The organism is Nocardioides jishulii (assembly GCF_006007965.1).
GTDB lineage: Bacteria > Actinomycetota > Actinomycetes > Propionibacteriales > Nocardioidaceae > Nocardioides > Nocardioides jishulii.
Genome location: NZ_CP040748.1, coordinates 1905581 through 1930832, shown reverse-complemented (window position 1 = coordinate 1930832; position 25252 = coordinate 1905581). Strand labels below are relative to the sequence as shown.

Annotated in this window: 25 protein-coding genes; 12 read left to right on the top strand and 13 right to left on the bottom strand. The window is 71.3% G+C overall.

The features are described from left to right. Positions 1–236: 236 nt before the first annotated feature. From FCL41_RS09085 to FCL41_RS09060, 6 genes are all read right to left on the bottom strand, one after another. The gene (locus FCL41_RS09085; protein WP_212723113.1) at positions 237–2837 is read right to left on the bottom strand and encodes a SpoIIE family protein phosphatase; all 2601 of its coding nucleotides are present in this window, start codon (positions 2835–2837) and stop codon (positions 237–239) included. A 246-nt stretch (positions 2838–3083) separates the two neighbouring features. Beyond that, on the bottom strand, positions 3084–4424 hold the full coding sequence (locus FCL41_RS09080; protein ID WP_137065735.1) for an ABC transporter substrate-binding protein: 1341 nt from the start codon (positions 4422–4424) through the stop codon (positions 3084–3086). Continuing rightward, positions 4421–5590, bottom strand: a complete 1170-nt coding sequence (locus FCL41_RS09075; RefSeq protein WP_137065734.1) for a branched-chain amino acid ABC transporter permease — start codon at positions 5588–5590, stop codon at positions 4421–4423. The genes FCL41_RS09080 and FCL41_RS09075 overlap by 4 nt, the downstream gene beginning before the upstream one ends. Further along, the gene (locus FCL41_RS09070; protein WP_137065733.1) at positions 5590–6468 is read right to left on the bottom strand and encodes a branched-chain amino acid ABC transporter permease; all 879 of its coding nucleotides are present in this window, start codon (positions 6466–6468) and stop codon (positions 5590–5592) included. Before FCL41_RS09070 ends, FCL41_RS09075 begins: the two co-directional genes overlap by 1 nt. Positions 6469–6486: 18 nt before the next feature. After that, a complete protein-coding gene (locus FCL41_RS09065) occupies positions 6487–7188 on the bottom strand; it encodes an ABC transporter ATP-binding protein (protein WP_137065732.1) in 702 nt (233 codons plus the stop codon). Beyond that, complete coding sequence (locus tag FCL41_RS09060; RefSeq protein ID WP_239021590.1) at positions 7188–8027, bottom strand: ABC transporter ATP-binding protein; 840 nt, start codon at positions 8025–8027, stop codon at positions 7188–7190. The genes FCL41_RS09065 and FCL41_RS09060 overlap by 1 nt, the downstream gene beginning before the upstream one ends. 151 nt (positions 8028–8178) lie before the next feature. Here FCL41_RS09060 and FCL41_RS09055 point away from each other — a divergent pair, with 151 nt between their 5' ends. After that, positions 8179–9396, top strand: coding sequence for a PucR family transcriptional regulator (locus FCL41_RS09055; protein WP_170970239.1), 1218 nt, complete (start codon positions 8179–8181; stop codon positions 9394–9396). A 57-nt stretch (positions 9397–9453) separates the two neighbouring features. Here FCL41_RS09055 and FCL41_RS09050 read toward each other — a convergent pair whose 3' ends face one another. Together FCL41_RS09050 and FCL41_RS09045 are read right to left on the bottom strand one after the other, a co-directional pair. Next, entirely contained in the window at positions 9454–10590 is a 1137-nt protein-coding gene (locus FCL41_RS09050; protein WP_137065729.1) for an acyl-CoA dehydrogenase family protein, read from the bottom strand. Positions 10591–10598: 8 nt separating this feature from the next. Beyond that, the gene (locus FCL41_RS09045; RefSeq protein WP_137065728.1) at positions 10599–11747 is read right to left on the bottom strand and encodes an acyl-CoA dehydrogenase family protein; all 1149 of its coding nucleotides are present in this window, start codon (positions 11745–11747) and stop codon (positions 10599–10601) included. 176 nt (positions 11748–11923) lie between these two features. On the opposite strand from FCL41_RS09045, the gene FCL41_RS09040 reads away from it, so the two are divergent. After that, positions 11924–13036, top strand: coding sequence for an alcohol dehydrogenase catalytic domain-containing protein (locus FCL41_RS09040; RefSeq protein WP_137065727.1), 1113 nt, complete (start codon positions 11924–11926; stop codon positions 13034–13036). After that, entirely contained in the window at positions 13033–13476 is a 444-nt protein-coding gene (locus tag FCL41_RS09035) for an acyl-CoA thioesterase (protein WP_137065726.1), read from the top strand. The genes FCL41_RS09040 and FCL41_RS09035 overlap by 4 nt, the downstream gene beginning before the upstream one ends. 24 nt (positions 13477–13500) lie before the next feature. Here the strand turns inward: FCL41_RS09035 and FCL41_RS09030 are convergent, their stop codons facing one another. Next, positions 13501–14523 (bottom strand): alcohol dehydrogenase catalytic domain-containing protein, encoded by a 1023-nt coding sequence (locus tag FCL41_RS09030; protein WP_137065725.1) that lies wholly within the window; start codon positions 14521–14523, stop codon positions 13501–13503. Positions 14524–14791: 268 nt separating this feature from the next. Here FCL41_RS09030 and FCL41_RS09025 point away from each other — a divergent pair, with 268 nt between their 5' ends. Together FCL41_RS09025 and FCL41_RS09020 are read left to right on the top strand one after the other, a co-directional pair. Next, complete coding sequence (locus tag FCL41_RS09025) at positions 14792–16399, top strand: ABC transporter substrate-binding protein (RefSeq protein ID WP_137065724.1); 1608 nt, start codon at positions 14792–14794, stop codon at positions 16397–16399. Between the two features lie 109 nt (positions 16400–16508). Beyond that, positions 16509–17507 (top strand): NAD-dependent epimerase/dehydratase family protein, encoded by a 999-nt coding sequence (locus FCL41_RS09020; protein WP_137065723.1) that lies wholly within the window; start codon positions 16509–16511, stop codon positions 17505–17507. 15 nt (positions 17508–17522) lie between these two features. Here the strand turns inward: FCL41_RS09020 and FCL41_RS17045 are convergent, their stop codons facing one another. Beyond that, a complete protein-coding gene (locus FCL41_RS17045) occupies positions 17523–17699 on the bottom strand; it encodes a hypothetical protein (protein WP_170970238.1) in 177 nt (58 codons plus the stop codon). A 180-nt stretch (positions 17700–17879) separates the two neighbouring features. On the opposite strand from FCL41_RS17045, the gene FCL41_RS17040 reads away from it, so the two are divergent. The 5 genes from FCL41_RS17040 to FCL41_RS09000 are packed head-to-tail and all read left to right on the top strand — an operon-like array spanning position 17880 to position 20758. After that, positions 17880–18578 (top strand): energy-coupling factor ABC transporter permease, encoded by a 699-nt coding sequence (locus tag FCL41_RS17040; protein WP_239021589.1) that lies wholly within the window; start codon positions 17880–17882, stop codon positions 18576–18578. Next, positions 18575–18958, top strand: coding sequence for a PDGLE domain-containing protein (locus FCL41_RS17035; protein ID WP_170970237.1), 384 nt, complete (start codon positions 18575–18577; stop codon positions 18956–18958). The genes FCL41_RS17040 and FCL41_RS17035 overlap by 4 nt, the downstream gene beginning before the upstream one ends. Before the next feature lie 3 nt (positions 18959–18961). After that, on the top strand, positions 18962–19627 hold the full coding sequence (gene cbiQ, locus FCL41_RS09010) for a cobalt ECF transporter T component CbiQ (protein ID WP_137065722.1): 666 nt from the start codon (positions 18962–18964) through the stop codon (positions 19625–19627). Then, positions 19624–20376 (top strand): energy-coupling factor ABC transporter ATP-binding protein, encoded by a 753-nt coding sequence (locus FCL41_RS09005; RefSeq protein ID WP_137065721.1) that lies wholly within the window; start codon positions 19624–19626, stop codon positions 20374–20376. Before cbiQ ends, FCL41_RS09005 begins: the two co-directional genes overlap by 4 nt. A 31-nt stretch (positions 20377–20407) precedes the next feature. Next, positions 20408–20758 (top strand): TraR/DksA family transcriptional regulator, encoded by a 351-nt coding sequence (locus FCL41_RS09000; RefSeq protein WP_137065720.1) that lies wholly within the window; start codon positions 20408–20410, stop codon positions 20756–20758. A gap of 113 nt (positions 20759–20871) precedes the next feature. On the opposite strand, the gene FCL41_RS08995 is transcribed toward FCL41_RS09000, so the two are convergent. Further along, entirely contained in the window at positions 20872–21618 is a 747-nt protein-coding gene (locus FCL41_RS08995) for a hypothetical protein (protein WP_137065719.1), read from the bottom strand. Between the two features lie 77 nt (positions 21619–21695). Beyond that, the gene (locus FCL41_RS08990) at positions 21696–22709 is read right to left on the bottom strand and encodes an MDR family NADP-dependent oxidoreductase (RefSeq protein ID WP_137065718.1); all 1014 of its coding nucleotides are present in this window, start codon (positions 22707–22709) and stop codon (positions 21696–21698) included. A gap of 101 nt (positions 22710–22810) precedes the next feature. Here FCL41_RS08990 and FCL41_RS08985 point away from each other — a divergent pair, with 101 nt between their 5' ends. Next, entirely contained in the window at positions 22811–23596 is a 786-nt protein-coding gene (locus FCL41_RS08985) for an IclR family transcriptional regulator (RefSeq protein WP_137065717.1), read from the top strand. Positions 23597–23613: 17 nt separating this feature from the next. Then, positions 23614–24528 (top strand): VOC family protein, encoded by a 915-nt coding sequence (locus FCL41_RS08980; RefSeq protein WP_137065716.1) that lies wholly within the window; start codon positions 23614–23616, stop codon positions 24526–24528. Positions 24529–24562: 34 nt separating this feature from the next. Here the strand turns inward: FCL41_RS08980 and FCL41_RS08975 are convergent, their stop codons facing one another. Continuing rightward, positions 24563–25135 carry a maleylpyruvate isomerase family mycothiol-dependent enzyme gene (locus FCL41_RS08975; RefSeq protein WP_137065715.1) on the bottom strand — a complete coding sequence of 191 codons (573 nt, stop codon included), beginning with the start codon at positions 25133–25135 and terminating at the stop codon, positions 24563–24565. Positions 25136–25252: the final 117 nt, after the last annotated feature.

The window sequence follows — 25252 nt, the reverse complement described above, 5'->3', positions numbered from 1 at the left end:
AGCGGACCCTTGGATTTCTGGTTAGAAGCCACTATCGCCCACCGCATGCCAAACCGCCTCTGACCTGCGGAACACAGGTCGGAGGCGGTTTTCGTTTTCACTGGACTAGGCCATGTGCAGCCTGAACGGGCAACAAGCCGACGTGGTGGAAATCCCAAGGCCGTCACCACCCCGGACTGTGGCCACGCGGCACGACAGCCGATTGCTGCGGCGCGCCGCGCACGCTGGCAACCACCTCAGCCAGCCGACTCCACCGCCGCCTCACGCAGCCGCAGCGCGACCAGAGCAACGTCGTCATCGGGCCGCTCGGGCAGCAGACGTGCCAGCAGTTCGTCGGCCAGGGTGTCGAGGTCGGAGCCTTCGGCGACCAGGTCCGCGAGGGTGGTGCGCAGCAGCTCGATGCCGTCGTCGAGGTTCTGGCCGCGTCGCTCCACCAGGCCGTCTGAGTAGAGCAGCACGGTCGAGCCCACGGGCACGGCGGCGATCGCCTCTTCGCGCTCGACGCCAGGGGCCATGCCGAGCAACAGGTCGGGTTCGTCTCCCTCGAGCACTGCCGTGACCACGCTGCCGTCGGCCTGCGGCACCGCGATGATCAGCGGTGGGTGGCCCGCGTTGGACCAGCGCAGGCGCGCCGTCCCGGCTTCGCGCTCCTGCGGCGTCTGCTCCACCTGAGCGACGACCGCGGTCGCGGTGGTGTCGATCTGGAGTGTGGGCATGGCCGAGTCGACCCGCTGCAGCACCTCGGCCGGCCCTCCACCGGTGGTGACGGCGATGCCCCGCAGGAGGGCGCGCAGCTGGCCCATGGCGGCAGCAGCGACGGTGTCGTGGCCGACGACGTCGCCGATCACCAGGACCACCGAGCCATCGGTCTGCAGGAAGGAGTCGTACCAGTCGCCTCCGACCTGGGCGACCTCGGCGGCCGGCTCGTAGCGGACCGCCACCTGCAGGTGCTCGGGGTCCGGCGGCGGTGTGAGCAGGCTGCGCTGCAGGCCTTCGGCGAGCTCGCGCTGCTGGGCGTACGCCCGGGCGTTGTCCAGTGCCAGCCCGGCGCGGGCGGCGATGTCCACGAGTGTGTTGAGCTCCTCGGGGGTGAACGGCGGCAGGTCCCGGCCGCGGCCAACCGTGAGCGCGCCGACCGTGCGGCCCCTGCCGCGGACCGGCAGGAAGGCGACCGTCCGCGCTGCCAGCTCGAGGTACCGCTCGCGCGCCTCGCCGGGTGCCAGGGTCGCGGTGACCTGCTCGTAGGCGCGGTCGGCCACGATGACGGAGCGCTCACCGGTGAGGGCGCGGGCCAGGTAGGAGTCGTCGCCGGACGACGCGATCCGCAGCTCGGCGTACCGCTCGAGCGTGGAGCGCTGCGACTCATCGGCGTGCCAGAGGCCGATGTCACGCAGGTGGCGCCGCCAGTCATGCTGGCCGAACGGCTCGCTGTGGTCGACCAGGGTGACGATGCACCAGTCGCCCAACCGGGGCACGAGAAGCTGGGCCAGCCGACCGACCGCCTGGTAGGTGTCGAAGGTGGACGTCAGCGATGAGGTGACTTCGGCGAGCAGCGACCCGCGCGCGGCACTGCGCGTCAACTCCTCCTGAGCGGCGCGGCGGCCGGTGACGTCGAGGAAGTAGACCGAGAGGCCCTCCGGGCTGGGCCAGGCGCGGACCTCGTACCAGGCGTCCAGCGGAGGCGGGTAGTACGCCTCGAAGGCCACGGGCTCACCGGACTCCGCCGCGTGCCGGTACTGCACCTCGAAGTCGCTCCCGACCGCTCCTGGGAACAGCTCCCAGACCACGTGGCCGATCAGCTCTCCCGAGACACCAGCCAGGAGTTGCTGCGCGTGAGCGTTGGCGTAGGTGAATCGCCACTCCCGGTCCACGCTGTAGAAGGCGCTGGGCATCGCCTCCAGCACGCGGGCAATGCGCGCCTCGCCCTCCTGCACCTGCGTGGTGTCCAGGACGGCGCCGACGAACCGCTCGGCCCGTCCGGAGAGACCGGGGAACGCCTCGCCACGGGCCAGGATCCAGCGCGTCGGACCCTCGCGCGGCACGACACGGTATTCCAGGTCGAGTACGCCGCACTCCTCGATCACGCTCTGCAAGGCGTGGGTGACACGGTCGCGGTCGTCGGGATGCAGCAGGGCGTGGAAGGTCTCGATCCGGCCGTCGAAGGCTTCGCGTTCCAGGCCGAAGAGCTCCAACGTCCGGTCGTCCCAGTGCAGCTCGCCGGTGCGCAGGTTCCAGTCGTACGCGCCCACGCCGGCGGCCTCCACCGCGACGCCCCAGACCTGCCGGGCCTCGCCGTAGCTGGCCTCGACGGCCGCGAGCTCCAGCTCGGCGGTCACGGCCTCGCCGAGCAGCTCCAGGAGCGCGACGTCGTCGGCGGTCCACTCGCGCACGTGGCTGTCGTACGCGCACAGCGCTCCGACCAGGTAGTCACCGGCGCGAAGCGGCACCCCGGCGTAGGTGCGGACGGCGCCACTCGTCACGGGCGGCAAGCCCGCGACGCGGCCGTCCAGAACGGTGTCATCGACGACCAGCGGCGAGCCATGGGTCACGGTCACCGTGCACAGGGAATCCTCGGCGGGAGACTCCTGGAACTCGGCAGATGCGGCCATGCCGGTGGCGCCCACCACTGTCTGGATGTCCGAGATGATCGACACCTGGGATGAGCTCGTGCCCAGCAACCGGGCCGTCAGATCGGTCAGTCGGTTCAGGCGCGTGGTGTCGACGAGCTGCCCGGTGATCAGCCGGGCGTAGGCGGACCTCAGGAACTCCGGGTCGTCATCGAGGGCGCCGCTGAGGACCGAGCGCGGCGTCGTGCGGACCGGCTCATCGATGTTCAAGGACACTCCGTCGGCCTGAGAATGGGGTGCCTTGCTCGACCCCCGGACCCCAGTGTGTCACGGGCGAGCACTGAGGTGCTACGTGACGCGTCAGCTCGACAGCCCGTGGGGCTTCTACGACGGCCATGCGCGCGAACCGTTGCGGGCCCGCGTGCGTGCGGCACCCCCGGGGAAATGGAACCGTCTCTCCGCCAGCACGACGAGGTGCTGGCGGAGAGACGGGGTCGGGGTGTGAGCACGCGCTCCTTACTCGGGCACGCCGCTGGACGGCGGTGCGTCCTTGTCCTGGCCGGAGGAGTCCTCGGTGATCTCGGCGTCACCGATGTCGGTGACCAGGACCGGGGTGACCGGCTCGGATCCACGCCCCTTGAGCTTGACCAGGCGCATGCCCGAGATGCCCAGGTGGCTGTCGTCGCCGTAACGGAAGGGTGCGAGCTGCGGACCATCCAGGTCGCTGCCGTTCTCCTTGAGGTACTCCACGATGCCCTCGCGGGTGAGGTCCTTGCCGGCGCCCTGCAGGGCCTGGACCGTGGCGTACGCGTGGGACATGCCGTAGATGCGGTAGTTGGTCAGCTCACCCTTGCCGCCGTGCTCGTCCCACACCTTCTGCCAGAGCTGGACCCACGGGTCGTCGGGCTGGTCGGTGGTGGGGATGTACTCGGAGGTCAGCACGCCGTCGAGGGCGCCCGTCCCGGCCTTGACCGCGCCCTCCGAGAACTCCGAGAGCAGCGAGCCGACCAGCGGTGCGTCGGAGCCGATGGAGGAGACGAACCACTGAGGCTTGTAGCCGAGCTTCATCGACACCAGCTGGGCCAGCGCGGTGTAGGCGGGGGTGTTGAAGCCGAGCACGAGGTCGGCTCCTGCGCCCTGCAGGCCGGCGATCTGCGGACCCACGTCGGTGTTGCCGGAGGCGTAGCGCTCCACCGCGACGATCTGGTCGTCGAGGTAGCGGCGTACGCCCTTCTCCGCGTCCTCACCGAGGTCGTCGTCCTGCAGGTAGAGGCCGACCTTGGCGTCGGGCATGTTCTCTGCCACGTACTGCCCGATGATCTTCGCCTCCGACTCGTAGTCGGGCTGCCAGCCGAAGGTCATCGGTCGCTCGCCGGGATCGTCCCCCCACATCAGCGATCCGGACGAGACGAACAGGTCGGGGACGCCCTCGCTGTTGAGCTGGTCGACCACGGCGCTGTGGGTGGGGGTGCCGAGGCCACCCACCATGGCGAAGATCTCGTCGGAGAAGAGCAGCTCGTTGGTGACCTTGCTCGTGTTGGTGGGGTTGTAGCCGTCGTCGCGGACGATGTACTCGATCTTGCGTCCGTGGACCCCGCCGTTGGCGTTGACGTAGTCGAAGTACGCCTGAGCGCCGGTCGGGATCTCGCTGTAGCCGGGGGCGCCGACGCCGGTGAGCGGGTAGTGCGCGCCGATGGTGACGCTGTCGGCGGTGACGCCGGTGTCGGTGGCGCCTCCGGCGTCGTCGGAGCTCTCGTCGCGCCCACCCGCGCCGCAGGCGGGCAGCGTGAGGAGGCAGGCGAGCGCGGCGGCTGTCACAGCCGTACGTGGTGCCGGACGTGTTCGATGGATGGTCATGGGCGTGCTCCCTTGGTGGATTCGGACGGGACGGGACGGGCAGGTTCGGCAGGGAAGGGATCCGTGGCGTCGATGTCGACGGGGCCGAGGGCTTCGGTGGGTGCCGCCCCGGCGAGGGCCAGGCCGGGCGTACGCCCCCGCTTGCGCAGCCGGGCACGGGCGCCGCGCCAGGCACCGGCGAGCCCGCCGGGGGCCAGCAGGATGACGAGCACCATGACGACGCCCTGGACCAGCGGGGCCAGCTCGGCGGCCTGGATGTCGCTCAGGCCTGCGTCGCGTCCGACCTGGGTGGCCACCTGCGGCAGGAAGGTGAGCAGTCCCGCTCCGAGGAGGGCTCCGGCCAGCGAGCCCAGCCCGCCGAGGACGACGACCGCCAGCAGGGTCAGGCTCAGCACCAGCCCGAACGAGCCGGGCGCCGAGAGCCGAACCACCAGGGCGAGCAGGCAACCGGCCGCGCCGGCGGCGGCCGCGGACACGGTGAACGCGGAGATCCTCGCCCGGCCCACGTCGATGCCGACCAGCTGCGCGGCGATCTCGTCATCCCGCACCGCCCGCCACCGCCGGCCCACGCGCCCCGAGGTGAGGCTGGCCAGGAGCACGTAGGTCACGATGAGCGTGGTCCAGGCGATGAACGCGATCCACCCGGTCGAGGTGAGCTCCTGGGCGGTGAGGAACCAGGTGGCGTCCTCGGCCCAGGTGGGCGGGCGGGGCATCACGACACGCAGCCCCTGCTCCCCGCCCAGGGTGCCCTTGAAGTGCAGCGCGATGCCGGGCACGGCGATGGCCAGGGCGAGCGTCGCGCCGGCGAGGTACGGACCGTGCAGGCGGGCCGCCGCCGCACCGAGGACCACCCCCACGAGGGCGGTGACCGCGACGGCGGCGAGCAGGACGAGGAGCAGCGGGGTCCCCGCGTCGCGGTCGGGCAGCAGCAGGGCGGTGGTGTAGGCACCGATCGCCATCAGGGCGCCGTGACCCAACGAGAGCTGGCCGTTGATCCCGGTCAGCACGGTCAGTCCTCCGGCGGCGATGCCGAGGCTGGCCATCTCGGCCAGCTGGAACCGGCGGAACTCGCCGACCGCACCCAGGACGGTCACGACCACGACCATGCCCAGCGCCGCGACCAGCAGGTGGCGTACGAGCGGGTGGGCGGTGAGGAACTGCGGCATCAGACCCTCCTCGCGACCGTGGGGGCGAACAGGCCTCCGGGGCGTACGGCCAGGACGACGGCGAGGATCACCAAGGCCGCGAGGGCCACGAGCTGGGAGCCGAGGTAGCCGCTGACGAAGCTCAGGGCGACGCCGAGGAGGAGCCCGCCGACCACCGCTCCGGCCGGGCTCTCGAGCCCGCCCAGCACGGCGGCGACGAAGCCGAGGACGACGACCGAGTCCATGTAGGAGGGGTGCACGAGGCTGCCGCCTGCGATCAGCAGACCCGCGAGCGAACCGACCAGGGAGGCCAACGCCCAGCCCAGCGTGGTCATCCGCGCCACGCGTACGCCGAGCAGCCGGGCGACCTCGGGGTTGAAGGCCGCAGCCCGCATCCGCAGGCCGACGTCGGTGAAGCGGAAGAGCACGACCAGCAGGCCCATGACGACCAGCACGGCGCCGATCGTGAAGAGGCCCGAGGTGGTCAGTGCGACCGACTGGCCGCCGACCTCGATGCCGCGGACGCCGAACGGCGCGGGGAACGAGCGGAACTCATTGCCGAAGACGACGGCCGCCCCGGCGTGCAGCACGATGAAGAGGCCGAGCGTCAGGATGACGGCGTTGAGCTCGCCCTTGCCGACCACGTGCTGCACCACCCCCCGCTCGATGACGGCGCCGAGCAGCAGTCCGCTGGCGAGCGCCGCGGCGAAGCCGAGCCAGTAGGAGCCGGTGGCGTCGATGACGCTCAGGGCGATGAACGTGGTCACCATCGCCATCGGCGCCTGCGCGAAGTTGACCACCCGCGTCGAGCGCCAGATGAGCACCAGGGCCAGGGCGAAGGCCGCGAAGACCATGCCCTGGACCAGGCCGCCGAGGGCGGTGTTGACGAGCTGTTGCACGGTGGGTCCTTCCGGTTCTCAGAATCCGAGGTAGGCGTGGCGGAGGGCGTCGTCGGCGGCGAGCTCGCTCGCGTCGCGGTCGGCCACGACACGGCCGAGGTGGAGCACGACGCCGCGGTGGGCCACCGCGAGGGCGCTGCGGGCGTTCTGCTCGACCAGCAGGACTGTCAGTCCTTCGTCGGTGACCAGTCGCTTCAGCAGCGCGAAGATCTGCGCCACGACGCGGGGGGCGAGACCCAGCGACGGCTCGTCGAGGAGCAGCACCGCCGGGCGGGCCATCAGGGCACGCCCGATGACCAGCATCTGTCGTTCGCCGCCCGAGAGGCTGCCCGCGGCCTGGCCGCGCCGGTCGGCGAGCGGCGCGAAGAGGTCGTACGCCAGGTCCAGGTCGCCGGGGCGGACCCGGCCCCGGGCGAGCGCGCCGAGGCGGAGGTTCTCCTCGACGGTCAGCTCGGTCACCACGCCCCGCCCCTCGGGCACGTGGGCCAGGCCGTGCGCAGCCATCGCCTCGGCCGGAACCCTGCTGAGCGACTGGTCGCCGAGGCGGACGCTGCCCGACACGGCGCGGTGCAGCCCGGAGATGGTGCGCAGCAACGTGGTCTTGCCGGCGCCGTTGGCGCCCAGGACGGTGGTGATCCGGCCCCGCTCGGCGGTGAGTGAGACCTCGTGGAGTGCCTGCACCGGCCCGTGGGCGACGCTGAGGCGGTCGACGGTCAGCATCAGGCGGTCCCTTCCTCGGCGAGGGAGGCGTCGCCTAGGTAGGCGTCGAGGACCTGCGGGTCCTCGCGCACCTGCGCGGGGGAGCCGTGGGCGATCACGCGTCCGAAGTCGAGGACGGTGATCTCGTCGCACACCTCCATGACCAGGTCCATGTGGTGTTCCACCAGCAGCACCGACATCCGCTCGCCCAGGCTGCGGACGAGAAGACCGAGCTCCTCGATCTCGTCGGCGCCCAGCCCGCTGGCGGGCTCGTCGAGCAGGAGCAGGCTGGGCTCGCAGACCAGGGCACGGGCCAGGGCGACGCGCTTGCGCAACGGGTAGGGGAGACCGCCGGGGTAAGCCGCGGCCAGGTGCGCCATCCCGAGTGAGTCGAGGGCCTCCATGGCGCGGGTGCGCAGGTCGTGCTCGGCGCGGCGAGATCCGGGCAGACGGAAGAGGGCGGCAGCGAAGCCGCTGCGCGCGTGGTGGTCGGCACCCAGCATCACGTTGTCCAGCACGCTCACCCCCTCGAAGAGGCCCAGCCCTTGGAGGGTGCGGGCGATCCCGAGACGGGGCAGGTGGTGGGGCCGCAGCTGCGGGAGGTGGCGACCGCGCAGCACGACGCGGCCCTCGTCGGGGCGTACGAAGCCGCAGGCCACGTTGAAGAGCGTCGTCTTGCCGGCGCCGTTGGGGCCGATGACACCGTGGACGCTGCGCGGGGCGACCGAGAGCGAGGCGTCGGAGAGCGCCGTCAGTCCGCCGAAGTGGACGGTGACGTGCTCGAGCGCGAACTCTGCGAGCTCCCTGTCTGCGAGCTCCCTGTCTGCGAGCTCTGCCTCCGGTGCGGGTTCCTGCCTCACTGACCCCTCCTTGTGCGGTGTGACCTGTACCACCTTGGTTTGCTGGCACACCGGGGTCATTGGGCGCGGCGCCCAGAAATGGTTGGTCGCGGGGCCCCAACGGCGCCTAGGGGGATGGTCAGAGTTGTGCTGGGAGTGCGAACCTGACGACATGTCCACCAGTGAGGTCGAAGTCGAGGACGCCCTGCGGAGCGCCTGGTCGCTGCTGCTCGACCAGTCCGACTCGATTGCCGACACCATCACCCTGTCCCTCTTCGAGCGCGACCACGACCTGTGGGAACGCATCGGCCCGGAGTTCCGCGCTGATGTCCGCACCAGCACCCGCCAGCACATCCGCCGCGGCCTGCGGATCCTCTCGGGCCAAGGGCAGGAGGAGGGCGAGGGCGCGGGGAACGCCGTGGAGCTGTGGCGCGAGACCGGACGACGACGCGCCCGGCAGGACGTGCCGCTGGAGCTCGTGCTCAACGCCTACATGCTCGGCGCACGGATCCTGTGGGAGGCGCTCGTCGGGCGCGTCACCGTCGACCCGGCGATCCACGTCGACGACCAGGTGCTGCTGCTCGCGGCCCGCAGCGTGTGGACCACGCTGGACGTGCAGAACACCGTGGTGATCGAGGCGTACCGCCGCGAGACCTCACGCATGCAGCGTCAGGACCTCCAGCGCGAGCAAGGGCTGCTCGACGGGCTGGTGGAGGGGCGGGGCGCGGACCCCGCCTTCGCCGAGGAGGTGTACGCCACCCTCGGGATCGGCGCCGAGGACGCGGTGGCCTGCGTCGCGCTGATCCACGACCGCCCCGACGTCGGCGACGGGCTGGCCACCGTGGACGACCGGCTCGACCGGCTCGGGATCGTGGCCCGCTGGCACGTGCGTTCGGGTGTGCACTACGGACTCCTGTCGGGGCAGCTGCCCGACGAGGACACCTTGGTCGGGGTCTTCGCCCCCCAGGCGGCGGGCCGGATGGGGGTGGCGCTCTCGACCGACGGGATCGCCGGTTTCGCGACGGCGTTCCAGCTCGCGTGCCGTGCGGCCGAGACGGTGCCGCGCGGTGCCAGTCAGGTGGTCGCCGTCTCGGAGCGGTTGCCCGAGGTGCTGCTCGTCGGCAACCCGCAGGTCGCCCCGCGGCTGGTCGCCGAGGCGTTGGGGCCCGTGCTCGCCCAGCCACCCGCCCAGGCCGAGGTGCTCCTGGAGACCCTGGCCGCGCTCCTGCGCCACGACGGCTCTCCCACCCACGCGGCGAGTGAGCTCTACTGCCACCGCAACACCGTGATCTACCGGCTCAAGCAGATCGAGCAGCTCACCGGCCGCTCGCTCAGCAATCCCCGCGACAAGCTGCTGCTGGGGCTCGCCCTGATGGCGCGGGCTCGCTGACGAGGCCCCGCCAGGAGGGCGGGCGCTGGAGGGCGGCCGGCGGCCGCCCTCCAGCGGTCAGGCCAACGGGTCGATCGCGCCGTAGCCCTCCAGGCGCTGCGAGAGTGACCGCAGGTGGTGCCCGCCGTCGCCCAGCAGGTGGTCGAGCGCGGTGAGGTGGGCCGTGATGTTGCCGACCGGGTACTCCGCGGTCATGCCGATGCCGCCGTGCAGCTGGATGGCCTCCTGACCGACGAGCCGGCCAGCCCGACTGACCTGGAGGGCAGCTCGTTCGGCCGCTTCCCGGGTCGCTGACGCGTCGCGCTCGGAGGCAACCATCGTCGCCCACCACACCATGCTGGTGCTGAGCTCGACGGCGACGTACATGTCGGCGGCGCGGAAGGTGAGCGCCTGGAAGGTGCTGAGGGGGACGCCGAACTGCTTGCGGCTGCGGAGGTAGCCGGTGGTCGCCTTCAACGCCGCCTCCATGCCGCCGAGGGCCTCGTGGCACGCGATGATCCGGGCGCGGTCGAGCGCCGCCCCGATGGCCTGGCTGGCGTCGGAGTCGGCCTCGCCGAGTGGGACCCCGAGGGCGCCGTCCAGGACGACGCGGCTGACGCGGGTCCCGTCGTACGCCGTGGCGCTGGTCCGCATCGCGGCCTCACCGGCGACGAGGAAACCGCCGGTTCCGCCCTCGGGCAGGGCAGCGGTGACCACCAGTGTCTCGGCGTCGCCGTTGAGGACCGGCTCCTTGACGCCGGTGAGCCTCCACTCGTTGCCGACGAGGCTGGCGGTGACGGAGGTGGCGCCGTCGCTCCAGCGGCCTCCTGGCTCGGCGTGGGCGAGGGCGAGGTGGAGGTCGCCTGACGACAACGGGCCGAGCACCTCGGCGCGCTGGACGTCGGTGCCCAGGGCCGCGACCATGCCGCCGGCGAGCACGACCGTGGAGAGGTACGGCTCAGGCGCGAGGACGCGGCCGATCTCCTGCGCCACGACGCCGACCTCGACGGGACCGGCGCCCATGCCGCCGTCCTCCTCGGTGAACGGCAGGCCGAGTGCGCCCATCTCGGCGAGCGCCTTCCACATGGTCGGGTCGTACCCGGGCTCGCTGGCGACGCTGCGGCGTCGCTCCTCGAAGTCGCCGTAGCGGCGCGAGAGCAGGCCGCGCACCGCCTCGCGCAGGGCGATCTGCTCGTCATCGAGCGTGAAGTCCATGTCGCTCCCTACAGTCCGAGGATGGTGCCGGCGATGATCTGGCGCTGGATCTCGTTGGAGCCGCCGTAGATCGAAGCCTTGCGGTAGTTGAGGTAGGTCGGCGCCGAGCGCCGGGCCCAGACCGGCAGGTCGCTGTCCGCCGTGGCGGGCACCAGCGAGGCCGGGCCGGCCAGGTCGACGACCAGCTCGCTGACCGCCTGCTGGAGCTCGGTGCCGCGCAGCTTGAGCACCGAGCTGGCAGGATGCGGCTCGCCGCCGTCGGAGTGGGCGACCACGCGCAGGGTGGTGAGCTCGAGGGCGAGCAGCTCGTTCTCGAGCTCCGCCACCCGGGCTCGCACCAACGGGTCCTCGAGCTGGTCGCCCGCGACCTCCTTGGCCCGCGCGAGCATCCGCTTCACCAGTGCCACCGGGGCGACGCCGACCCGCTCGTTGCCGAGCAGGAACTTCGCCATCGTCCAGCCCTGGTTGACCTCGCCCACCAGGTTCTCGCCGGGCACGCGTACGTCGGTGAACCAGACCTCGTTGACCTCATGGCCGCCGTCGATGAGCTGGATGGGGCGCACCTCGACGCCGGGAGACGTCATGTCGATGAGCAGCATCGAGATGCCGGCCTGCTTCTTCACGGTCGGGTCGGTGCGCACGAGCGTGAAGATCCAGTCGCCGTACTGGCCGAGCGTCGTCCAGGTCTTCTGGCCGTTGACGATCCAGTCGTCACCGTCGCGCGCGGCACTCGTCCGCAGGCTGGCCAGGTCGGAGCCGGCGTCGGGCTCGGAGAAGCCTTGCGACCACCAGATGTCGAGGCTGGCGGTGTCGGGGAGGAAGCGCTCCTTCATCTCCTGCGAGGCGAACTGGATGAGCACCGGGCCGATCATGCTCACGTTGAAGGGCATGGGCGAGGGCACGCCGGCGCGCTGCATCTCCTCGTGCCACAGGTGGCGCTGCAGGTCGGTCCACCCGCGTCCACCCCATTCGCGGGGCCAGTGCGGCACCGCGACGCCGGCGTCGTTGAGCGCCCGTTGGCTGGCGCGGAACATCTCCTCGGAGATCTCGCCGCCGGACAGGACGGTCTGGCGGACCTCGTCCGGCACCACGGTCGTGAACAGCTCGGCCATCTCCTGGCGGAAGGCTCGGTCCTCGGCGGACAGCGAAAGCCGCATCCTGGCGCACCTCTTTCGTCGTGTCCGTTCATCATGCGTGCGGGTGTCGTCCGCGTACAGGGGCGCAGCGCACAAACGACCCTGATCACTGTGACGGTGCGTGGCCCTTGTGAACGCCCGCTGCGCTGCATACCTTGGCGCTGGCCCGCGCGTGCTGGCCCGACTGGGAGGTTCGGATGCAGATCACAGGAGCGGTGCTCCGGGCGGTGGGAGCGTCCCGGCCGTACGTGGACTCCACCCCGCTCGACGTCGTCCCGCTGGAGCTCGACGGTCCTCGCGAGACCGAGGTGCTCGTCGAGATCGAGGTGGCGAGCGTCTGCCACTCCGACCTGTCGGTCGTCGACGGGTCCCGGAGCCGTCCGACTCCCATGCTGCTGGGCCATGAGGCAGCGGGACGGGTGCTCGAGGTCGGCGCCGGCGTGGACGACGTCACCGTGGGGCAGCGCCTGGTCCTCACCTTCCTGCCGCGGTGCGGCACGTGCTCCGGGTGCGCGAGCGACGGAGTCGCGCCGTGCGTGCTGGGCACGGCAGCCAACGGCGCGGGGGAGATGCTCGCCGGAGGGATGCGGCTGACCGACGCCGACGGGCCCGTACGCCACCATCTCGGCGTCTCGGGGTTCGCCACGCACGCTGTGGTCGATCGCCGCTCCGTGGTGCCCGTCGACGACGACGTCCCCGCCGAGGTGGCCGCACTCCTCGGATGTGCCGTGCTGACCGGCGGGGGAGCGGTGCTCAATGCCGCGCGCCCCGTCCCGGGCTCGACCCTGGCCGTCGTCGGTCTCGGCGGCGTCGGCATGGCGGCGCTGATCACGGCCCTGGCCTTCGACGACGTCGAGGTCGTCGGCGTCGACACCTCCCAGGTCAAGCGTGACCAGGCACTCCGCCTCGGGGCCACGCGTGCCCTCAGCCCGGACGAGGCTGGTGCCACCCTCAAGGCCGACCGGGTCATCGAGGCCGTGGGCCGTTCCGCCGCCTTCGAGCTCGCCGTCACCTGCACCGCCGTCGGCGGCACGACCATCACGGTGGGCCTCCCCGCGCCCGGCGACACCGCCGTCGTCTCGCCGCTGGGCCTCGTCGCCGAGGGCCGCACCATCGTCGGCAGCTATCTGGGGTCGTCGGTGCCCGCCCGCGACCTGCCGATCTTCGTCGACCTGTGGCGCCGCGGCCGGCTGCCGGTGGAGCAGCTGATCAGCTCGTCCGTGCCCCTCTCGCGGATCAACGACGCCATGGACCGCCTCGCCGACGGCAGCGAGCTGCGCCAGCTCGTCACGATGAAGGAGGAGGCGTGACGAGCGTCGAGGACTACCCCGTACGGATCCGCCAGCAGGTGCGCTGGTCCGACGTCGACATGTACGGCCACGTGAACAACATCGTCTACTACGGCTGGTTCGACACCGCGATCAACACGTGGCTGCAGACGGAGGGCGGCGTGGACCCGGTCGCCGCCGATGCCATCGGTGTGGTGGGTGAGTCCGCCTGCTCGTACGAGAACGAGGTGGGGCTGGGGGACGAGGTCACCATCGGGCTGGCGGTCCGCGAGCTGGGGCGCAGCAGCATCACGTACGCGCTCGCCGCCTTCGTCGGTGGGCGGCGAGCGGCCCTGGGGCACTGGGTCCACGTGTACGTGGCTCGCGACGGCTCGGGGGTCACCCCGGTGCCGCCCGGCATCGCGAAGGTCGCCACGGCTGCCCGCGCCGAGGTCCCCACCGTCTCGCTGCGCAAGCTCTGAGTGCAGGGGCCCCAGCGCAGCCCCTCAGCCCTGGGCGCTCCCCATCTCGAAGACCAACCTCGCGGGCACCTGGCCGGAGAGCACTTCCTCGAAGCACTCGTTGACGTCGTCCAGCTTCCGGGGACTGGTGATGACGCGGGTGCGCCCGTTGGCGTGCAGGGCGAAGCAGTCGGCCAGGTCGTTGCGGGTTCCGACGAGGGACCCGATCACCGACTTGCCCATGAGCACCGTCTCGAAGACGGGAAGCTCCAGGGAGTTGTCGGCCGGCAGGCCCACGAGCACGAGACGGCCGTTGGGGTTCAGCGCCGCGTGCGCAGCGCGCATGACCGAGGGCGAGGGGACGGTGACCAGGGCGATGTCGACCCCACCCAGGGCAGCCAGCTCGGCAGGGCTGTCACCGCGGCCGTCGACCACGTGGTCGGCGCCGAGCTCCTGGGCCAGCTGCAGCTTGTCGTCGTGGACGTCCATCGCGATCGTGGTGGCGCCGAAGATCCGCGCGTACTGCAGCCCCAGGTGACCCAGGCCGCCGATGCCGACCACGAGCGTGGTCTCGTTGGGCTGTGGCTTGGCGACCTTGAGTGCCTTGTACGTCGTCACGCCGGCGCAGGTGAGGGGGGAGGCGTCGGTGGAGCTGACGCCGTCGGGCACGGCCACGACGTGGGAGGCGTACGCCACCGCGTACTCGGCATAGCTGCCGTCCATCGTGTAGCCCATGTACTGGGGGGTCAGGCAGTACGTCTCCCACCCGGCCACGCAGTAGCGGCAGTGGCCGCACGCGTGCCCGAGCCAGGGCAGTGCCACCCGGTCGCCCACGGAGACCGGAAGGTCGCCCTCGCCCAGCCGCTCCACCACGCCCACGCCCTCGTGGCCGGGGATCAGCGGCATCTTGGGCTTGACGGGCCACTCGCCTCGCGCGGCGTGGATGTCGGTGTGGCAGAGACCGCAGGTCTCGATGCGGACCAGGACCTGTCCGGGCCCGGGGTCAGGCACCGGGACGTCGCGGATCTCCAGGGGTGACGCGAAATCAGTGGCGACTGCTGCCTTCATCGACCTGCTCCTCGAGTGCGGGGGCCCAGGGGCGGGACGACCCGTGGGTGGTTCCTCTCCACACTCCGCTCTTCGGGCGGGCGTGACAAGGAGGTACGAGGTCTGGGCCGTCGCCGCCGGGGGAACCCGTGGCGCCCCGTGGCGAGGGCGCCCTCGCCGCACAGGTCAGAGCGAACAGAGAAATGTTGTCCAGTCTGTACCGGGAATCAGGGCTATTCACTTCGTAGGCTACTGTCCTATTGCAATGCATTCGCAATAAGGAGCCCTCATGCCTCGTTCTCGTCAGCGCCTCCGCCCAGCTGGGGCTGCGCTCTGCCTCCTGCTCGTCGCCGCCGGCTGTGCGTCCGACGACGGTGCTGGCGCCACGGAGGTCCCGACGGAGCTGCGTCTCGCCGTCGGCGGTGAGTCCGAGGAGGGCTACGACCCGACGCTCGGATGGGGACGTTACGGCTCACCGCTCTTCCAGTCGACGCTGTTGACCCGCAACGCCGACCTGTCGATCGGCACGGACCTGGCCACGGACTACTCCGTCAGCGAGGACGGCCTCGTCTGGAGCGTCGACATCCGCGACGACGCGGAGTTCTCCGACGGCGAGCCAGTCACGGCTGAGGATGTCGCCTACACGTTCACGACGGCGGCGAAGGAGGGCGGCCTCACCGACGTGACCTCCCTGAAGTCGGCCGAGGTGGTCGACGAGGACACGGTCGAACTCACCCTCGTGAAGCCGCAGTCGACCTTCGTCAACCGTCTGGTGAGCCTGGGCATCGTGCCGGAGCACGCCCACGGCAAGGACTACGCCCAGAAGCCGGTGGGTTCGGGCCCCTTCACGTTGGTCGACTGGGCCAAGGGGGAGCAGCTGGTGGTCGCGCGCAACGACAACTACTACGGCGAGAAGTCGCCCTTCGAGCGTGTCGTCTTCGTCTTCACCGACGAGGATGCCTCGCTGGCAGCCGCCCGCACGGGAGACGTGCACGTGGCCGGCCTCCCGGCGGCGCTGGCCACCCAGGAGATCTCGAACATGCGGCTGGAGGCCATCACCTCCATCGACAACCGCGGCATGCACTTCGTGACGGTCCCCGACGAGGGCAGGAAGTCGCCGGCCGGGCTCCCGATCGGCAACGACGTCACCGCGGACAAGGCGATCCGACAGGCGGTGAACTACGCGGTCGACCGTCAGGCGCTGGTCGACGGTGTGCTCGAGGGGTTCGGCTCCCCGGCGACCGGTCCCGTGGACAACTCGCCCTGGTACAACCCGGACTCCGCCATCGAGGACGCTGACGTCGATCGTGCGAAGAAGTTGCTGGCCGACGCCGGATGGACCGACTCCGACAACGACGGAGTCGTGGAGAAGGAAGGTCGCGACGCCACCTTCACCCTGCTCTACCCGGCCGGCGACTCACTGCGCCAGGGCCTGGCCCTCAGCGTCGTCGACCAGGTGAAGCCGGCCGGCATCAAGATCACCACCGAGGGTGTCAGCTGGGACGAGATCTACAAGCGCCTGCACACCGACTCCGTGCTCTTCGGGTGGGGATCCCACGACCCCTACGAGATGTACTCCCTCTACAAGTCCGACCTGGCGGGCAGCGACCTGCTCAACGCGGGCTACTACTCCAACAAGGTGGTCGACGGGCACCTCGACGCCGCCCTGGCCGCCACCGATCCGGAGGAGGCCAACGAGCACTGGAAGGCCGCCCAGATCGATGCCGACGGCAATGGTTTCAGCGCTCCGGCCGACGCTGCGTGGGCCTGGCTCGTCAACCTCGAGCACACCTACTACGTGAACGACTGCCTCGACCTGGGCGAGACGCACATCGAGCCCCACGGCCATGGCTGGCCGATCACCGCCAGCATCGGGGAGTGGACGTGGACGTGCTGATCCAGCACTCCACGACCCGGTCCTCGGTGGGAGACGGCTGACCCCGGTCGAGCGGCCGCGTAGGCCGGCCGAGTGGGTACAGACGTGGCGACGTGGGTACCGGCCCTCCATGAAGTTCGTGGTGATCGGAGCGTCGGGAAACATTGGGTCTGCCGTGCTGCGCGAGGCCACGGCCCACGGGAAGCACCAGGTCGTGGGGGTGGCCCGCCGGGCCCCGGACCTGCCTGGGTCGGGGGAGGGCACGGTGACGTGGCGCGAGGCGGACGTCACCCGTGACGACCTCGTGCCCCTTCTGAGCGGCGCCGACGCGGTCGTCCACGTGGCCTGGAAGTTCCAGCCCACCCATGCGCCCGAGGAGACGTGGGAGACCAACGTCCTCGGCACCAAGCGGGTCCTGGAGGCCGTCCACCGCGCTGGCGTGCCGGCCGTGGTGCTCGCTTCCTCCATCGCGGCCTACTCGCCGGCGGCGGACGATGCCCCCGTCACGGAGGAGTGGGCCACCGACGGCGCCTCCACCGCGGCCTACTGTCGCGAGAAGGCCTACAACGAGCGCCTCTTCGACAGCTTCGAGGCCGCGCACCCCGACGTCCGGCTGGTCCGGATGCGCCCTGCCTTCGTCTTCCAACGCTCGGCCGCCAGCGAGCAGCGCCGCATCTTCGCCGGGCCGCTGCTGCGCCCCCCGATGCTCCGCAAGGAGCTGATCCCGTTGGTCCCGGTCCCTCGTGGCCTGCGCTTCCAGGCGGTGCATGCCGGCGACGTTGGCCGGGCCTTCACGGCGGCAGCAAGCCGGGACGTACGCGGTGCCTTCAACCTGGCTGCCGACGGCCTGATCACGCGGGTGGAGCTGGGCGACCTGCTCTCCGCTCGCACGGTCGAGGTGTCGCCACGGTTGACCAGCCACCTGCTCAGCGCCGCCTGGCACCTGCGGGCCGTGGGGGCGCCGGGCGCCCTTCTCGACGCGCTGATGCGGCTCCCCGTCCTCTCCTCCGAGCGGGCGCGCACGGAGCTGGACTGGGAGCCGCACCACAGCGGAGTCGACGCGCTGGAGGCCGTGCTCAGCGGCATCCCCGAGCGGGGCGGGAGCAGCCTGCCCCCGCTCCATCGGTGACGGCCGTCGAGCGCGTCATTGTCCGCGCGGCTCCTCGTGGTCCGGCGGCGTCTGCGGGGTGTCCTTGACGCCGGGCGTGCTGGCCGGGTCGGCAGCAGGAGGCGTGGGGTTTGCCTCCGACTCACTGACCTGGCCCTCGCTCGTTGCCTCGTCGTGCTTGTCGTGCTTGTCGGGCTTGTCGTGGTGCGTCATGGGAAGAAGCCTCTCTGTGGAGCGTGATCCGGAGATCCGGTCCGTGGTCACCTACCCCACGCAGGTGGCTTCCATGCGGAGGCCGGGAGAGCTCTGGTCCGCCCGGCCCAGGAGGCGTACGGTTGTTGCACATGCTTTGCAACAAGGGGGTCGGTCGGCCGCCGCTGAGCAGCAGGGGAGATGCCCGTGCACGTGCCTGATGGTTTCCTGAATGCCCCGACCTCGGTCGCCACGGGCCTCGTGGCCGTCGCCGCAGTGGGGTTGGCGCTGCGCGGGGCGCGGCGTGAGCTGGACGACCGGACCGCACCACTGGCCGGACTCGTGGCCGCCTTCGTCTTCGCCACCCAGATGGTGAACTTCCCGGTGGGTGCAGGGACGAGTGGGCATCTGCTCGGTGGCGCCCTGGCAGCCGCGCTCGTCGGTCCCTGGACCGGGGTCCTGGTCATCTCCGTGGTGCTGCTCGTCCAGGCGCTCCTCTTCGCAGACGGGGGCCTGACAGCTCTCGGCACCAACATCACCCTGATGGGCGTCGTGGGCGTGGGGGTGGGTTGGCTGGTCATCGTCGGCGTCCGTGCCGTACTGCCGAAGCGCGTGGCCTCCATCCCGATCGCCGCTGCTGTGGGTGCACTGGTCTCCGTGCCGGCCGCCGCGACGGTCTTCACCCTCCTCTTCGCCGTGGGCGGGGTCGCGGACGTCTCGACCGGCACCGTGCTCGCCGCCATGGTCGGCTGGCACACCGTGATCGGCGTCGGCGAGGCCCTCATCACCGGTCTCGTGGTGGGCTCGGTCGTGGCGACGCGCCCGGACCTGGTGTACGCAGCTCGCCCAGTGCTGTCCGCCTCGACCCTCGAGCTGCGACCCCGAGGAGCCCGCGCATGAGGACGTCCGCGCCTGAGTCCACCACCGCCAGCAGTCGCCGCCTGTTCCTCGTGCTCGGTGCGGTGGCCCTGGTGATCGCCGGGGTCGTGAGCTACTACGCCTCCTCCCACCCCGACGGTCTGGAATACGTGGCTGAGTCCACGGGTTTCGGTGACACTGCTGAGGACCACGCCGCCGCCGACGGCCCGTTGGCCGACTACGCCGTGAAGGGCGTCGACGACGCCCGGCTCTCGGGAGGGCTCGCCGGCGTGATCGGGGTGCTCGTGACCCTTGCCGTGGCCGGGGGACTGGCGTACGCCCTGCGGCGCCGCCATGCCGCTGCCGCGGACGGCGCTGCGGCGGATGTTGACGACGCCCCCGCTGCCGCGGACCGGGACTGACCCGTGGGAGCCGACCACGCACACAAGCTGACCTTTCACGGCCACTCGCCAGTGCATCGGATGGCGCCGCACCTCAAGATCGCGGCGCTCGTCACCTTCATGCTCATCGTGGTGGCGACGCCAGGACGGTGGTTCGGTGCGTTCGCGGTCTACCTCGTGATGCTGATGGCGGTGGTCGCGATCTCCCAGGTACCGCCGATGCACATCGTCAAGCGCATGGTCGTCGAGGTTCCCTTCGTCGTCTTCGCCCTCCTGATGCCGTTCATCGCCCGAGGTCCCCGGGTCGAGGTGCTGGGCCTGATGGTGAGCGAGTCGGGCCTGCTGGCGGCCTGGACCCTCCTGGTGAAGGCGACGCTGGGCGTCATCGCCGGACTGACCCTGGCCTCCACCACCGAGCCCCCGGACCTGCTCCGCGGCCTGACCCGGCTGCGGCTGCCCGACACGATGGTGCAGATCATGGGCTTCATGATTCGTTACCTCGACGTCGTCGGGGACGACCTGCGCCGTCAGCAGGTGGCTCTTGCCTCGCGCGGGTTCAACGCCCGCGACCCGCGGCACTGGCCCGTCCTGGCGAAGTCAGCCGGAGCGCTCTTCATCCGGTCCTACGAGCGGGGGGAGCGGGTCCACCTCGCGATGCTCTCGCGCGGCTACACCGGACGGCTCCCGTGAGCACCCCCGTGCTCGAGGTCAGCGGGCTGGCCTACGCCTATCCCGACGGGCACCAGGCGCTCTTCGGGGTCGACCTGCACGTGCATCGGGGCGAGCGCGTGGCCCTGCTGGGGCCCAACGGCGCCGGCAAGACCACCCTGGTGCACCACCTCAACGGCATCCTGCGCGCCGGAGCCGGCCATGTTGCGGTCTCGGGGCTGCCCGTGACGAAGGAGAACCTGAAGGAGATCCGTCGCCGCGTCGGCGTCGTCTTCCAGGACCCCGACGACCAGCTCTTCATGCCGCGGGTCCGCGAGGACGTCGCCTTCGGCCCGGCCAACCTGGGGCTCAGGGGAGCAGAGCTCGATCGTCGTGTCATGCATGCCCTGGGCCAGGTCGGGATGGCTGACTTCGCCGACCGGGCGCCGCACCACCTCAGCTACGGCCAGCGCCGGCGGGTGGCGGTGGCCACGGTCCTGGCGATGGAGCCAGAGATCCTGGTGCTGGACGAGCCGTCGTCCAACCTGGACCCCGCGTCACGTCGCGAGCTCGCCGACATCCTGCGCTCACTCGACGTCACCGTGCTGATGGTCACCCACGACCTGCCGTACGCCCTGGAGCTCTGCGAGCGGGCGGTGATCCTCTCCGACGGGGTCATCGTGGTCGACGGCCCCACCCGCGACGTCATGAGCGACGTGCAGACCATGGCGACCCATCGCCTGGAGCTGCCCTTCGGCTTCGACCCCTCGTCCGCGGGGTTCCCCGGCTGACAGGCACGACCGGGTTGAGGGCCGGGGCAGGATGGACCGCGTGGACACTCGTCGCGAGCTGCTGGAGCAGGAGCGCGCGCGTACGTTGCAGCGCCTGGCGGGCCTGACCAGTGACCACGAGTCCGTCGTCGCGGCGTCGAAGGACACCAACGCGGACGACGAGCACGACCCCGAGGGCGCCACGATCGCCTTCGAGCGCTCCCAGATCGCGGCGTTGGCCGCCCAGGCCCGGGGGCAGCTGGACGAGATCGACGAGGCGTTGCGGCGGGTCGAGGCGGGCACGTACGGCGTCTGCGAGCACTGCGGTGAGCCGATCCCGCCCGAGCGGTTGGAGGCGAGGCCGACGGCACGACGGTGCGTCTCCTGCGCCGCCCGTCCGTGACACGGCTCAGGCGTGGACGCCGCCCGCCACGAAGACCGCTGGTCCGACCCACGACGTCGTCCGGGAGCTGACGGCTCCGGCAGGGACGAGGAGGTCGTCGAGCACGGGGGCGCTCAGCGGCGGATCGGCACCAGCGCGGCAGGCACGCCCAGGGGCGAGTCGGCGCTGGAGGCCGCCACGTCGTCCCGCAGCGGCGCGAGACGCCGCGTACGCCACAGCGTCACCGCGCGGTCCACGACTTCGCTGATGCTCTCGGCGCTGGTCACCAGGTCGTCGCGCAGCGGGGCCGCGGTGGTGTCGTTGGCCCAGACGAAGCGGACGACGTCCTCGAAGAGCGCCCGGTCGGCGACGCGCGAGGCAACGTGGTCACCAGCGACGCGGACCGACGCCCGGTCGGTCCAGCGCGGGGAGGCCCTGAAGTGACGCTCATCCAGCAGTCGCGCGATCTCGCGCGCCGCCAGGGGGATCGGGAAGGCGACCAGGGCGGCGATGCCCGGGTCGTCGGGGGCGCCGTCGAGCGCCGACCATGCGATGCGCATGGCGAAGTCGGTCCGCTCGCGGCGTGGCAGGGCGAGCACGACGACGGCGTGCGAGGCGTGCACGAGCGACGTACGCAGCTCGTCCAGCACCGCGGAGCCGTCGGTCTCCGGCGCCTCCAGGGCATCGAGAGCGCGGTCGAAGGCCGCAACCGCGGCGTGCAGGCTGTGCCAGGCGATCCGGCTGCACGGCAGCGGCGGGCACGCCGCGTCGTCGGAGGCCAGGGAGCTGTGCGGCTCGGGGGTCTCGGGACCCTCGAGAGACTGCTGCCACCGACGGGTCGCCGAGTGCAGGTCGTCCACGCGCACGTCACCGATCCCCATGGAGACGATGCTAGTGATCCGGACCCAACTGCGGAGGTGCTTCGCGCACATCGGGACGAGGGAGTCCGGTCACATCGTCAGCGCGCGGCGACCTCGACGACCACCTTGCCGATGTTGCCCCCGCTCATCATCGCGGCGAACGCGGCACCGGCCTGCTCCAGGCCGACGGTGCGGTCCTCGGGCATCGAGAACTCGCCGGCGGCGAGCTTGGCGCCGACCTCGGCCACGTGGTCGGCGGCGAGGTCGTGGTGGTCGTAGACGACCATGCCGTGCACCTCGGCGCGCGCCGCCATGACCGCGCCGACGCGCATGCGCGTGGGGGCGGCGCCGTTGTTCTGGTCGGGCACCCCGATCAGGGAGACGCGGGCGCCGACGGCGAGCTGCTCCATCACCGCGTCGAGGGTCGCCTGGTCGCCCATGTGGAGGTATCCGTTGACCCGGTCGGGGCACGCGGCGCGCAGGTCGTCGGCGAAGGTGGGGGAGGTGCGCAGCAGGGCAGCGGCGTAACCCAGCTCCTCGGTCGCCAGAGCGGCCTTCTCCTCGGAGCCGACGATGGCCACGGCCCGAGCGCCGCGAGCCACGGTGAGCTGCCCAGCCAGGGATCCGACGCCCCCGGTGGCCGACGCGACGACGACGCTCTCGCCGGGTTCCGGGCGGACGTGCCGCACGAGGGCTGCGTACGCCGTCAGTCCGGGCATGCCGAGCGCACCGAGCGCAGCCGAGGTGGGGACGCCTTCGGGGACCCTGACCGGGAGTGCGGTGGCGGCGTCGACGACGGCGTGCTCCACCCAGCCGGTCTCGACGAGGACGAGCTGCCCCGGGGACAGCGACCCGTCGGGGGAGGCGACCACCTCGGCCACCGAGCGTCCGCCGACGACGTCACCGACGCCGACCGCGCGGTCGCCGAGGTGGGTGCCGCCGAGGGTGGAGCGGATGAACGGGTCGAGGCTGAGGTCCAGGACACGCACCAGCGCCTGGCCGTCGGCAGGGGCCGCCACCGGCAGCGTCGTGAGGGCGAAGTCCTCGGCCCGCGGGGCGCCGTGGGGGACGGAGGCCAGCACCACGGCCCTGGTCGAGGTGACGGGATCCATCGCTCTGCGCTCCTGCGTGTCATTGGCGGACTGTCGTGCGATTATGGAACATAGTTCCACTGATCGAAACGCGTGGGGCCACGTCGGGAGTGAGGCATCGCATGAACAGGGCAGAGAGCGCTGGCAGCACGACGATCGCCACCGTGGAGCGGGCGGCCGACGTCCTGCTGCACTTCACCGCGGTTCCCGGCCACGACCTCGGCATCACCGAGATCGCCGAGGGCCTGGGGCTGCCCAAGGCAGCAGTGCACCGCGTCCTGGCGTCGCTGCGCAGCCGCGGCCTCGTCGACCTCGACGAGCGGACCCACCGCTACTCCCTCGGTGTGGCGGCGATGCGCCTCGGCCTCAGCTACCTCGACAAGATCGACGTCCGCCAGCTCGCGCGACCGAGCCTCCAGGAGCTCTGCCAGCGCACCGGTGAGACGGCGACGCTGTCGATCCCGCTCGGCAAGCGTTCGCGGATCTACGTCGACCAGGTCACCCCCGACCGTGAGGTCATCATGTCGGTGACCCTCGGCGAGCCGTACGCCCTGCACGCCGGCGCCTCCTCGCGAGCGATGCTCGCCTTCCAGTCGGCCGAGCGGATCAACGACTACCTGGCCCAGGGCGACCTCGAGGTGATGACTCCCTCCACCATCGTCGACCCGGCCACCCTGCGCGCGGACCTGTTGCACATCCGCGACGTGGGCTGGGCCATGTCGGTCGCCGAGCGCAAGGAGGGCGCCGCCTCGGTGGCGGCGCCGGTGCGCAACCACGAGGGCCACGCGATCGCGGTGGTCAGCGTCTGCGGTCCTGCAGAACGATTCCTCAGCGAGGTGGACGAGCTGCGTGCCGCGTTGCTCGACGTCACCCGCGAACTGTCACGACGAACCGGCTGGGAGGCCTGACCTTGCTCGAGGCGCACATGTACGGACCGTTGGTCTCCACCGGAGACGCGGCACCGCACACCCGCCTGTACTGCGACGTCTTCGGCATGGAGGAGAGCGGCGCAGCCCGCCTCCCCGAGGACGTCACCCGCACCCTCTTCGGCGCAGACGCCGGAGCTGTGGAGCTGCGTACGCTGCGCACCCCCGGTGTGCTCGCCGGCACCGTGCTCTGCCTCTTCGAACCGGGCTCCGACGAGCAGATCCGCACCGCGGAGACGCGGCTGCACCGTGACGCCTTCCGGGTGATCGACTTCTACGCCCCCGACCTCGACGCGGCCGTCGCACACGCCCGCGAGCTGGGCTACCACGTGGAGCACTCCGAGGCCGGCTACGACCTCGACGAGGGTGCCTTCCGCGAGGCCCACCTGCCCGGACCCGACGGCGTGGTCACCGCCTTCCTGAGCGGGCCCCGCGACTTCTTCACGGGCTTCGCGCAGGTGCGCGACCGCATCGTCAGCGAGGTCTGCTCGATCTCCGCCCCGCTGGGCGCGGTGGGCCAGCCGAGCATCGACTTCTACCGCGAGGTCCTGGGGTGGGGCGTCGTCTTCGAGTACGCCTTCGAGGACGACTCCTTCAGTGAGCTGGTCGGCGTCGCGGAGAAGCTCAAGGTCACCTCCAGCACCGTCGGCTTCGCGCGCGACGAGCCCTACATCAACATCGTCGACTACGGCACCGGTCACTCCGGGCCGTCGCTCCTGGGCCAGAGCGTCGCGCCGCGTCGCGGTCTCCTCGGCTCGGTCCTGACGGTCAACGACCTGGATGCGCTCCGCGAGCGGGCCGGTGACTGCCTCGGAGGAGAGGCCGGCATCGAGCTGGCCCCGTTCGGCCAGGTGCGCGCCGCGGTGCTGACGCCGCCGCACGGGATCCCGCACCTGGTGCTGCAAACGGTCTGAACGGTGGCGGCGCCCTGCCTGCGGCGCTCGCCCGTCAGGCTCGGTTCGAGCTCCACGCCCGGGGGTCGCGCCCGGTACGAGCGATCAGGCGTACCTGACGGGTGGCGTCTGCGGGCAGGTCGACCGCTGCCGCGCACGCGCCGTGGGCGTAGATCGCGTCGCCCAGCGTGTCGAGCGCGGACTCGGCCAGGTCCATCTCGTGGTCGGTGAGCACGGTGCCGGTCCCCAGGGCACTGGCGAGGTCCCAGCGGTGGATCACCAGGTCCAGGTTGAAGAAGGTCGCCAGCGTGGCGCCGATCGTGCTCCGTCCGAAGAAGCCGTCGAACTCGCCGGCCAACACCTCCGGGCCGGTCAGTGCGGAGTTGACCGCCGAGACGTGGGCGCGCCACACCTCCTCGGGTGTGCCCGTGGGGCGGGCGCCCAGGGCGAGGTCATGGCTGGCGAAGAAGTCACGTTCGGAGTCGATCACGTGGTCGAGGACGTCACCGGATGTCCAGCCCTCGCACGGACTGGGGGAGTCCCAGCTCTCGTTCGCACGTGCGACCACCTCACTGAACTCGTCGAGCAGGCTGCGGAAGTCGGTCAAGGTCTTCTCGTTCGGGTCCATGTCTCCAGTCGACCATGCTCCAGCGACGAGTGGCTTGACGATCTGCGACAGTCCGGAGCGGTGAAATGCGCCGAGGTGGGCGCCCCGGCTTCCCGGTGCGCCCACCTCAGTGGGGTG